The following is an 8834-nucleotide window of genomic DNA, read 5'->3' as shown; positions in this document are numbered from 1 at the left end:
GTCACATCGACCGGGGTTGGACGGGGGTCAGGACGGTGGCGTGGGCTGCCCGGACTGCCACAGCGCCCACGCGCTGACCGCCAGCAGGACGCCGCAGATCGCCGCGACGACGAGGTAGGTGAGGCGACGGCGCGCGTGCTCCGGCTCGCCGGCACGGGCCGCACGGGCGCGTGCGAACCTCCCCGCGTAGTGCTGGAACCACAGGTCGTTCGGGCGGGCGGCGCCATACCCGGCCACCAGGGTGAGGATCGCCAGGACGATCACGAAGGCCATGAGGCGGTCGGCTCCTCTCGGACGGCTCGGGGCGCAGGCGGGGGATGATGGGTCGTATGCCGACCCGCGTGCTGCCAGCCCTCGACGAGCTGCTCGGACAGATGTCTGTCGTCACGATCCCCCTCCACGCACGGTTCCGCGGGGTGACACACCGTGAGGCCGTGCTGCTCGACGGTCCGGCGGGGTGGGGGGAGTTCGCGCCGTTCCTGGAGTACGAGCCCCGCGAGGCCGCGCGCTGGCTCGCCGCAGCGGTCGAGGCGGCGTGGGTGGGCTGGCCGGACCCCGTGCGCGAGGTCGTGCCGGTCAACGCCACCGTCCCGGCGGTGGCTGCCGGTGAGGTGGCGGGGGTCGTCGCGCGCTTCGACGGCTGCCGGACCGCCAAGGTCAAGGTGGCCGAGCGCGGCCAGTCGCTCGACGACGACCTCGCCCGGGTCGCCGAGGTGCGGCGGGTGATGGGGCCGGACGCGCGGGTGCGGGTCGACGCCAACGGCGGCTGGTCCGTCGACGACGCGCTGTGGGCCCTGGATGCCTTGTCACGCCACGGGCTGGAGTACGCCGAGCAGCCCTGCGCCACCGTCGAGGAGCTCGCCGCCCTGCGGATCGCCCTGGCCCGCAACGGGATCGACGTGCCGGTCGCGGCCGACGAGTCCATCCGCAAGGCCGAGGACCCGCTGCTCGTCGCCCGGCTCGAGGCTGCCGACATGGTCGTCGTCAAGGTCGCCCCGCTCGGAGGGGTGCGTGCGGCCCTGGGCGTCGTCGAGGCGTGCGGGCTGCCCGCCGTCGTGTCGTCCGCCCTCGACACCTCGGTCGGCATCCGCGCCGGCGTCGCCCTGGCCGCCGCGCTGCCCTCGCTCGAGCACGCCTGCGGGCTGGGCACGGTCGCGCTGCTGGACGGCGACGTCGCCGCTGCGCCCCTCGTGCCGAGGGGCGGGGCGCTCGGCATACGGCCGGTGGAGGTGTCGCGCAACCGGCTGGAGGCGCTCGCGGCGCCGCCGGACCGGGTGCGGTGGTGGCGGGAGCGGGTCGCCGCGTGCCATGCGGAGCTGGCCTCGTCGTCTGGCAGCATCGGGGCATGAACCCCTCCCAGGCCCTCGCCGAGGTCCTCGTCGACGAGCTGGTCCGCCACGGCGTGACCGACGTCGTCCTCTGCCCCGGATCCCGTTCTGCGCCACTGGCCTACGCCGTGCACGACGCGGACCGGGCCAGTCGCGTGCGGCTGCACGTGCGGGTCGACGAGCGGTCCGCCGGGTTCCTCGCGCTGGGTCTGGCCAAGGTGTCCCGGCGGGTCGTCCCGGTCATCACGACCTCCGGCACCGCCGTCGCCAACCTGCACCCCGCCGTCCTCGAGGCGCACCACGCGGGCGTGCCGCTGCTCGTCCTGTCCTGCGACCGCCCGGCGGAGCTGCTGCGGACGGGCGCCAACCAGACCACGGTGCAGCCGGGCCTGTTCGGCGAGGCGCTGCGGTGGCGGCACGAGATGCCCGCCCCGGAGCGGCGGGCCGGTCAGACGGCCGTATGGCGCTCCGCCGTCTCGCGGGCCTGCGCCGCGGCGGCTGGGGCCCTCACGGGCTGGGCCGGCCCGGTGCACCTGGACGTCGGGCTGCGAGACCCGTTGACGCCGGACGACTCTCACGACTGGCCGGAGTCCTTGGAGGGACGGCCGGGCGGCGATCCGTGGACGGCGGTCGCGTCCCGTGCGTCACGGACGGCGCCGGGGATCCCCCACGGTGCGGGGGTGGACGACGTGCCCCGGACCGTCGTGGTGCTCGGCGACCTCCCGGAGCCTGCGATGGCCGACGAGGCGGTCCGGCTCGCGGCGGCGGCGGGGTGGCCTGTGGTGGCCGAGCCCTTCGGCCTCATGGACCGGACGTCGGTGCTGCCGCACGGTCCGCTCCTGCTGACCTGCCGGCCGTGGCTCGAGTCCCATCTGCCGGCGCGGGTTCTCGTGGTGGGGCGCCTCACGCTGACCCGCGACGTGGCGGCTCTGATGCGCCTCGTCGATCGGGTCGAGTGCGTGACGCCGGTCCCCGACTGGCCGGATCCCTCCGCCCGCGTCGGTCGCGTCCACGCGTGGGAGGCGTTGTCCGCCACCGAGATCCGCCCGCGCTCTGCGGAGGACGCGGAGTGGAGCGCGCGCTGGCGCGAGGCCGGCCGGCGGCTCGCCGCGACGCCGCTGTGGGCGGCCGACGAGCCGTCCGGGCTGGCGGTGGCGTCCGCCGTCCTCGAGACGCTGGCCGAGCTGCCCGGCGCGGCAACGCTGTTCGTCGGCTCGTCCCAGTCCGCGCGTGACCTCGACTGGGCGTCAGCGGGATTCGCGACGCCCGTGACGGTCGTCGCCTCCCGAGGACTGGCCGGCATCGACGGGTGCGTCTCCACCGCAACGGGTCTCGCGCTGGCCGGCGACGGTCCGACGGTGGCGCTGATGGGTGACCTGACCTTCCTGCACGACGCCAACGGTCTGCTGATCGGCCCCCACGAGCCGGTGCCCGAGCTGACGATCGTCGTCGTCAACGACGACGGCGGCGCGATCTTCTCCACGCTCGAGCACGGGGACCCGTCTCGTGCAGCGCAGTTCGAGCGCGTCTTCGGCACACCGACGGGCACCGACCTGGCCGCCCTCTGCGCCGCGCACGGGGTCGCGCACGAGCGGGTGACCACGATCCCGGCGCTGCGGGATGCGTTGCGGCGCAAGGCTTCCGGCATACGGGTCGTCGAGGTCCCGTTGTCCCGCACGGGTGTCCGGGGCGCCCGGGCCACGGTGCGGGCGAACGTCGCCGCCGCGCTGGCCTGATCGCCCCCGCCCCGACAACGTGAGTGTTTCGTCCACCATTCTTGGACGAAACACTCACGATCTGGCGGGGCAGCGGTGCGGGGCGGCGGTGCTGGTGGGGTGGTGGGGGGGAGCCGTCAGGTCTCGCGGATCGCGGCCACCAGGGCGTCCCCGTCGACGCCGTGCCAGCTCCCGGGGAGCTCACGGTGCTGCGCCCCGGGGACGGCCTGCTCCACCTCGCGCGCCCAGCCGCGCAGGCGGTCGTCGCTGCCGCTGCTCGCGAGGACCAGCGTGGGACAGGTGATCGCCGCCAGGTCGGCCGCGCGGGTCCGGCCGGTCAGGGTGAGGTCGTAGGGGAGGGTGTGGGCGGCCGGCTCGCCCGGCCCCGTCGGGATCTGGGCGACGACCTCCTCCGGGATGCCGATGCGGCGGTTGAAGGTGCGGACCGCGTCACCGCGACGTCCCTCGCGCACGAGCGCGCGGATCTCGTCGCGCACGTCCGGGCCGTCATCCGCCAGCACCGGCTCGAGGGCGACCACGCCGGTGACGCCGGCGACGTCACGCGCGGCCAGCAGGGCGAGGGTCGCACCGGAGGAGAAGCCGTAGAGGCGGGCGCTGCCCCCGTGCTCGGCGACCAGCGCGGCCAGGTCCTCCACCTCGCGGTCCGGCTCGTAGCCCTCGGTGTCGCCGCTCTCGCCCTTGCCGCGCCGGTCGTAGGTCACGACGGTCGCCTGCTCGGCGAGGGCGGGCGCGAGGTCGGCGAAGGCGGTGAGTCCCCGGTGCATCATGACCGGCTCGACGAGGACCAGGACCGGGCCGGAGCCCCGGCAGGTCCAGGCGATGGTCGTGCCGTCGGCCGAGGTGGTGGTGCCGTGCTGCGGGTCGTGCGACATGGGTTCTCCTGCGGGGAGGAACGGACCGGGGTGCGTGGGTGCGACGGGCGCCGAGGGGTCAGGCCTGGGGGAGGAGCGTGACGAGCCGGCGCGGGGCGGTGCAGCGGTAGGAGTCCTCCAGGATCTCGGCGACCTCGTCCCAGTCGGTCGTCCCGGTCAGGTCGAGACCCGTCCAGCCCGAGGCCCCGAGGTAGCCCGGCACGTACGCCCCAGGGCTCTGCCGCAGCGCGTCTCGATCCTCCGGCGCGGCCTGCACCACCACGGACTGCGGGTGCTGCACCCACTCGCCGCCCACCTTGAGCGAGCCGCCGTAGTAGGCGAACACCTTGACCGTGAAGAACGCCGGCCGTCCGTGCGAGACCTTCTCGTCGATGTCGGGCAGCGCGCGGGCCAGGGCCCGGACGCGCGCGAGCAAGGGGTCGTCCCGGTCGTACATCGCGTCGTGCATGGGTGCACCTCCGGCCCCCAGCATGCCGGAGGACCGCCCGTGGGGGAATGCCTCACGGGGAACGCCCCCAGAGACGTGGTCGGGCCGGGCGCCCGAAGGAACGCGGTCGGGCCGGGCGCCCCTAGGAGGAGAGGGCGTCGCGCATGGGGACGAGCTTGGCGTCCGACTCGGCCAGCTCGGCCGCCGGGTCGGAGCCGGCGACGATCCCGCAGCCGGCGAAGAGGCGGATCTCGCGCGGGTCGTCGGCCGAGATGGCGCCGGACCGCAGCGCGATGCCCCACTCGCCGTCGCCGTCGGCCGAGAGCCAGCCCACGGGCCCGGCATACCGCCCGCGGTCCATGTGCTCCAGCTCGGAGATCAGGGTGTCCGCGACGTCGCGGGGCGTGCCGCAGACCGCCGCCGACGGGTGCAGCGCCTCGGCGAGAGCCAGCGAGGTGGAGTGGGACGACAGGACGCCGGCCACGTCGGTGGCGAGGTGCATGACGTTGGGCAGGTGCAGCACGAACGGCGACTCGGGCACGTTGATCGAGTCGCAGTGCGGGGCCAGGCGATCCGCGACGGAGCGGACGGCATACTCGTGCTCGACGAGGTCCTTGGAGGACCGGGCGAGGTGCGCGGCGAGGGACAGGTCGCGCTCGTCGTCGCCGGTCCGGCGGATCGTCCCGGCGAGGACGCGGGAGGTGATCAGGCCGCGCTCGAGCCGGACGAGCATCTCGGGGGTGGCCCCGACCAGCCCGTCGACCGAGAAGGCCCACGTGTTGGGGTAGCTCGTGCTCAGGCGCTGCAGCAGCGTGCGCGTGTCGAGGGGCGTCCGGGCGCGGGCCGTGAGGTCGCGCGCGAGGACGCACTTGTCCAGCTCTCCGGCCGTGATGCGCGAGACGGCGGTCGCCACCGCGCCCATCCACTGGGTCGGCGTGAGGGAGCCGTCGCCGAAGGACACGCCCGCGGAGGCCGCCGGGACGGTGCTGGGCTCGAGGACGACCGACGGGGTGGCCTCGCCGGCGGGCGTGCACGTCGTCAGCCACGCCTGGTCGCCGCGGCGGCCCACGACCACCGACGGGACTATCAGCGTGCCGCCGGCGGGCGAGGACGAGGAGTAGGCCATCGAGCCGAACGCCACGAGTCCCGAGCCGGGCAGCCGGACCTCGTCGTCGACGGACGACTCGGCCACGAGCGCGGTCCACCAGCGGGACGCCTCGGCGAAGCGCTCGGCCCCCGAGGTGTCGACGCGGCCGGCCGCGCCCCAGCCGACGATGCCGTCACCACGGCGCTGCCACGAGAACACCTGGGTCGCAGGCAGGTCCGCCGGGACCAGTGCCAGGAGGTCGCCCGGGTCGGCGATGCGGCGCGTCACCACCCGCAGGGCGGGCACGGGAGCGGAGCCGTCCGTGCCGGTGGCGGACGACGTGGTCGAGATCGTCACCGCCGCAGGTCCCCCGGGGAGCCAGAGCCGGAGCCGGGGCCGGACTCTGCGCCCCGCACCTCGACCTCGTCGAAGCGCGTGACGGTGATGCGCATGTCGCACGCGAGCCAGTCACCCGGCCGCACCGCGTCGCCGGACGGGACGCTGACCATCGACACCTGCATGTGCGGGACGTCGGCGTAGGTCAGCCGGCGACCGTCGAGCCGGAACGGTGACGGCGCCCCACCCAGCTGGGTCGCGACGACCCGGGCGGCCTTCCGCGCCGCCAGGCGCGGCGTCATACGGGGACGAGCCGTCTCGATGCCGACGCCGTGCGCGGTGCCGCCGCCCACGACGGCCAGCCAGCCGTCCTTGCGAGCGGTTCGCTGGGAGTAGCCGATCGAGCGGCCCTTGGCGACCGGGTGCACGTCGATGACCCGGCCGTATGCCGTGAGCGCGGCGGGGTCGCCGAGCCACAGGTCGGTGCCCGTGCGGACCAGCACGACGGTGTCGCCGGCGGTGCCGGAGAGCCGCCCGACCTCGTCCGCGGTCAGGTGGGAGGCATAGAGCCGCGGGACCGCCACGCCCAGCTCGCCGAGGCGGTCCAGGAGGGACGAGACGAACACGACGCGGTCGCCGAAGGGCGGGTTGTGCAGGGCCACGCCCTCGCAGCGCTCGTCGCGCAGCGCGTCGACGAGCGAGGGCAGCCGCGGCCACTCGATGCCGTGGCGACCCATCGGCGAGTCCACCTCCACGACGAACCGCCGCCCGGTGCCGAGGATCTCGCGCAGCGTGGTCTCGGAGGCCACGGTGTGGACGAGCCGCGGGTCGTCGGGGAGCGCCTCGCCCGGCAGGGTGGGAAAGAGGACGAGCACGTCGCCGTCGGTGGCGTCCAACGCCTGCTGCGCCTCGGCCGGGGTGCCGACCGCGACGACGGGGGCCTGGACGCGACGGCACTGGGCCAGCACGCGCTCGGCGCCGATGCCGTAGCCGTCGCCCTTGACCACGGGCACCACCCAGGGGTGCTCCGCGAGATAGGTGTCGACGTGCGTCTCCCAGCGGGGCCGGTCGATGACGAGCTTGAAGGTCATCCGCGCCGCCCGAGGTAGAGCTGGAAGGCCTTGTGCAGCAGCCGGTTGATCGGCAGGTCCCACTCGCCGACGCGCTCGTGGACGTCGCAGCCCACGGAGATCTTGAACCGGACGAGCCCGGCGTGCGGGTCGTCGTTGCCGATCTCGTCGGTGATGCCGCGCATGTCGTAGACGGAGCACCCCTCGGCGAGGGCGCGCTGGATCCCGAACCACTGGGTGCCGTTCATCGCCCGCGCCTCGCGGCGCGCGGTGGTCGAGGCGCCGTAGAGGTACCAGCAGCGGTCGGCGACGGTGATGTTGATCGTGGCCGCCAGCAGCTCGCCGTCGAGCTCGCCCAGCGCCAGCTCGAAGCGGGCCGGCGACCCCGGGGCGCCCATCAGCTCGGCCATGCGGTGGAAGTAGGACTCCGGGCGGGGCGTGAAGCCGTCGCGCTCGGCGGTCTCGACGTAGACGCGGTGGAACGCGGCGACGTCCTCGCGCAGCGTCTCGGGGGTGGCCAGGCGCACCTGGACGCCGGCCTTGGTGGCGGCCTTGATGTTGCGGCGCCACTGCTGGTTCATGCCCTTGAGCAGCGACTCCTCCGTCTGGCCGGCGAGGGGGAGGCCGGCCGTGAGGCGCGGCTGCCCGGCGGCGAACCCCGGCCCGTCGTCGGCCCGCGACCAGCCGTGCGCCTGCAGCCAGGAGACGATGGCAGAGCCGGACGCGTCCACGGAGTCGGCGGGGACGGCATACAGGCTCGTCTGGTCCTCGTCGGCGAGCGCGGCCTTGACCGTCCCCGGGTCCCAGGTGCGAGCCGTCGAGGGGCAGCCGACGCGCAGCGTGAACGCTCCGGAGCGCCGGGCGTGCTCGACGAGCGGGCCGAACCAGCGCTGCGGGTCCTCGGCCACCTCGTCCCACGGCAGGACCGGCCCCTCGGGCAGGTAGGCCAGGGACCGGCGGACCTTGGGGAGGCGACGATGCAGGACCAGGCCGACCCCCTGGACGTCGTCGTGCTCGTCGACCCAGGCGATCCGCTCGCCCTCCCACTCGGACTTCAGCGCGGCCCAGGACGACAGCTGCAGGAAGCTGCCGGAGCGGGCCTCCACACCGGCGTCGAGGCCGTCGGCCCCCAGCGACACGATGCGCAGGGGCGGGCGGGCGGTGGTCGAAGGCTCGGTCATGGTCCTCGTCCGGGTAGGCGATCGGTCGGGCGCAGGCGAGCCTGACGCCGGTTCAGGCTACACCGGGCCCGGGGCCCCGCCGTGTGAAGATGTCCGTCATGAGCCGAGCCACGCTGTCCAAGCAGCCGCACGAGGTCGCCTCGATGTTCGACGAGACGGCGGGTCGCTACGACCTGATGAACGACGTCATGACCTTCGGTCAGATGCGCCTGTGGCGGCGGGCCGTGACCTCGGCGGTGGCCGCCGGCCCGGGGGAGACGATCCTGGACATCGCCGCCGGCACCGGCATGAGCAGCCTGCCGTTCGTCGAGGCCGGGGCGCGCGTCGTGCCCGCGGACTTCTCGCTCGGCATGCTGCGGGTCGGCAAGGAGCGCCGGGCGGCGCTGCCGTTCACCGCCGCCGACGCGACCCGGCTCCCGTTCGCCGACGACAGCTTCGACGTCGTCACCATGTCCTACGGCCTGCGCAACGTCGTCGACACCGACGCCGCCCTCGCCGAGTTCCTGCGGGTCACCCGCCCGGGCGGCCGCCTGGTGGTCGGCGAGTCCAGCCAGCCCACCAACCGCGCCTTCCGCACCCTCTACACCACCTACCTCATGGGGGCGCTGCCCACCGTGGCCCGCACCCTGTCGAGCAACCCCGACTCCTACGTCTACCTCGCGGAGTCGATGCGGGCCTGGCCCGACCAGCGCACCCTGGCCACCCGCATCCAGCGGGCCGGCTGGTCCCAGGTGCAGTGGCGCAACCTGACCGGCGGGATCGCCGCGGTGCACCGGGCCGTCAAGCCCGTCTGACCC

General features: G+C 74.8%; 9 protein-coding genes. 3 read left to right on the top strand and 6 right to left on the bottom strand.

Features of this window, described 5'->3' with window-relative positions; genetic code table 11:
* Positions 1 to 27: 27 nt before the first annotated feature.
* Positions 28 to 273: a hypothetical protein gene (locus B2P18_RS15415; RefSeq protein ID WP_029211302.1), complete on the bottom strand. Its 246-nt coding sequence runs from the start codon at positions 271 to 273 to the stop codon at positions 28 to 30.
* Positions 274 to 329: 56 nt separating this feature from the next.
* On the opposite strand from B2P18_RS15415, the gene B2P18_RS15410 reads away from it, so the two are divergent.
* Positions 330 to 1349 (top strand): o-succinylbenzoate synthase, encoded by a 1020-nt coding sequence (locus B2P18_RS15410; protein WP_286961476.1) that lies wholly within the window; start codon positions 330 to 332, stop codon positions 1347 to 1349.
* Positions 1346 to 3064 (top strand): 2-succinyl-5-enolpyruvyl-6-hydroxy-3-cyclohexene-1-carboxylic-acid synthase, encoded by a 1719-nt coding sequence (menD, locus tag B2P18_RS15405; protein ID WP_286961239.1) that lies wholly within the window; start codon positions 1346 to 1348, stop codon positions 3062 to 3064. The genes B2P18_RS15410 and menD overlap by 4 nt, the downstream gene beginning before the upstream one ends.
* Before the next feature lie 116 nt (positions 3065 to 3180).
* Here menD and B2P18_RS15400 read toward each other — a convergent pair whose 3' ends face one another.
* The 5 genes from B2P18_RS15400 to B2P18_RS15380 all read right to left on the bottom strand — a co-directional run bounded on the left by B2P18_RS15400 (position 3181) and on the right by B2P18_RS15380 (position 8037).
* A complete protein-coding gene (locus tag B2P18_RS15400) occupies positions 3181 to 3936 on the bottom strand; it encodes an alpha/beta fold hydrolase (RefSeq protein ID WP_286961240.1) in 756 nt (251 codons plus the stop codon).
* Positions 3937 to 3994: 58 nt separating this feature from the next.
* Positions 3995 to 4384 (bottom strand): MmcQ/YjbR family DNA-binding protein, encoded by a 390-nt coding sequence (locus B2P18_RS15395; RefSeq protein WP_286961241.1) that lies wholly within the window; start codon positions 4382 to 4384, stop codon positions 3995 to 3997.
* Between the two features lie 121 nt (positions 4385 to 4505).
* Positions 4506 to 5801 carry an isochorismate synthase gene (locus tag B2P18_RS15390; RefSeq protein ID WP_376783715.1) on the bottom strand — a complete coding sequence of 432 codons (1296 nt, stop codon included), beginning with the start codon at positions 5799 to 5801 and terminating at the stop codon, positions 4506 to 4508.
* Positions 5802 to 5803: 2 nt separating this feature from the next.
* Positions 5804 to 6877 carry an alanine racemase gene (locus tag B2P18_RS15385; protein WP_286961246.1) on the bottom strand — a complete coding sequence of 358 codons (1074 nt, stop codon included), beginning with the start codon at positions 6875 to 6877 and terminating at the stop codon, positions 5804 to 5806.
* Entirely contained in the window at positions 6874 to 8037 is a 1164-nt protein-coding gene (locus B2P18_RS15380; RefSeq protein WP_019286425.1) for a lipid II:glycine glycyltransferase FemX, read from the bottom strand. The genes B2P18_RS15385 and B2P18_RS15380 overlap by 4 nt, the downstream gene beginning before the upstream one ends.
* Positions 8038 to 8135: 98 nt before the next feature.
* Here B2P18_RS15380 and B2P18_RS15375 point away from each other — a divergent pair, with 98 nt between their 5' ends.
* Positions 8136 to 8831 carry a demethylmenaquinone methyltransferase gene (locus B2P18_RS15375; protein ID WP_037214694.1) on the top strand — a complete coding sequence of 232 codons (696 nt, stop codon included), beginning with the start codon at positions 8136 to 8138 and terminating at the stop codon, positions 8829 to 8831.
* Positions 8832 to 8834 lie beyond the last annotated feature (3 nt).

The sequence above is a fragment of the Arsenicicoccus sp. UBA2120 genome (assembly GCF_002330965.1).
GTDB lineage: Bacteria > Actinomycetota > Actinomycetes > Actinomycetales > Dermatophilaceae > Arsenicicoccus > Arsenicicoccus bolidensis.
This window is presented reverse-complemented; position numbering and strand designations above follow the sequence as displayed.

Coding starts and splice junctions, on each gene's coding strand:
- B2P18_RS15415 (WP_029211302.1), bottom strand. CDS start 273: ATGGCCTTCGTGATCGTCCTGGCGATCCTCACCCTGGTGGCCGGGTAT.
- B2P18_RS15410 (WP_286961476.1), top strand. CDS start 330: ATGCCGACCCGCGTGCTGCCAGCCCTCGACGAGCTGCTCGGACAGATG.
- menD (WP_286961239.1), top strand. CDS start 1,346: ATGAACCCCTCCCAGGCCCTCGCCGAGGTCCTCGTCGACGAGCTGGTC.
- B2P18_RS15400 (WP_286961240.1), bottom strand. CDS start 3,936: ATGTCGCACGACCCGCAGCACGGCACCACCACCTCGGCCGACGGCACG.
- B2P18_RS15395 (WP_286961241.1), bottom strand. CDS start 4,384: ATGCACGACGCGATGTACGACCGGGACGACCCCTTGCTCGCGCGCGTC.
- B2P18_RS15385 (WP_286961246.1), bottom strand. CDS start 6,877: ATGACCTTCAAGCTCGTCATCGACCGGCCCCGCTGGGAGACGCACGTC.
- B2P18_RS15380 (WP_019286425.1), bottom strand. CDS start 8,037: ATGACCGAGCCTTCGACCACCGCCCGCCCGCCCCTGCGCATCGTGTCG.
- B2P18_RS15375 (WP_037214694.1), top strand. CDS start 8,136: ATGAGCCGAGCCACGCTGTCCAAGCAGCCGCACGAGGTCGCCTCGATG.